This window comes from Streptomyces phytophilus, from assembly GCF_013870535.1.
Taxonomy (GTDB): Bacteria; Actinomycetota; Actinomycetes; order Streptomycetales; family Streptomycetaceae; genus Streptomyces; species Streptomyces phytophilus.
On record NZ_JACBXC010001637.1, the window covers coordinates 1 to 1,132 of the forward strand.

Annotated in this window: 1 protein-coding gene; it reads right to left on the bottom strand. The window is 74.3% G+C overall.

Features of this window, described 5'->3' with window-relative positions; genetic code table 11:
* Positions 1-1,024, bottom strand: a 1,024-nt coding sequence (gene hemB / locus H5J30_RS34830) for a porphobilinogen synthase (RefSeq protein ID WP_181791801.1), incomplete at its 3' end; no start/stop codon positions are given.
* Between the last annotated feature and the right edge of the window lie 108 nt (positions 1,025-1,132).

Below are 1,132 nucleotides of genomic sequence, written 5' to 3' on the forward strand. Positions count from 1 at the left end.
GCGCCAGCCGCTCGGCGGCCTCGGTCGCCCAGTACGTCAGGATCAGCTGCGCCCCGGCCCGCCTGATCCCCGTGAGCGTCTCCATCATCGCCGCCTCCCGGTCGACCCAGCCGCGCTCCGCCGCCAGCTCGACCATCGCGTACTCACCCGAGATCTGGTACGCCGCCACCGGCACGTCCGACTCGTCGGCGACCCGGCGCAGCACGTCCAGATACGGCCCCGCCGGCTTGACCATCACCATGTCGGCGCCCTCGGCGAGGTCGAGGGACAGCTCGCGCAGCGCCTCGCGGCCGTTCGGCGGGTCCTGCTGGTACGTCTTCCGGTCGCCCTTCAGCGACGAGTTGATCGCCTCGCGGAAGGGCCCGAAGAAGGCGGAGGAGTACTTCACCGCGTACGCGAGGATCCCCGCGTCCTGGTGGCCCGCCCGGTCCAGGGCCTCGCGGATCACCGCGACCTGCCCGTCCATCATGCCGCTCGGCCCCAGCACGTGCGCCCCGGCGTCCGCCTGCACCACGGCCATCTCCGCGTACCGCGCGAGCGTCGCGTCGTTGTCCACCCGGCCGGCGGCGTCCAGCACCCCGCAGTGCCCGTGGTCGGTGGTCTCGTCCAGGCACACGTCGGACATGACCACCAGGTCGTCCCCGACCTCGGCCCGCACGTCGCGCAGCGCGACCTGGAGGATGCCGTCCGGGTCCGTGCCCGCCGAGCCGATCGCGTCCTTCTTGTGCTCCTCCGGCACGCCGAAGAGCATGATCCCGCCGACGCCCGCGGCGACGGCCTCGGCGGCGGCCTTCTTCAGGGAGTCGCGGGTGTGCTGCACGACGCCCGGCATGGCCGAGATCGGGGCCGGCTCGTCGATGCCTTCGCGGACGAAGGCGGGCAGGATCAGCTCCGCGGGGTGCAGCCGGGTCTCGGCGACCATGCGCCGCATCGCGGGCGTGGTGCGCAGCCGCCGCGGGCGGACGACGGGAACGGTGACAGGACCGGTGACAGGGCCGGGCTGCGGGGCGTCGGTGCCGGACACGTGTGCTTACCTCCGTGGTGCTCCGGGACGGCCGCCGGCCCGCCCGGCAAGGGAGGACGCGCACGCACGCGCCCCCCTCCGGACGGCGGGCGGCCGGGTGGATTCCAC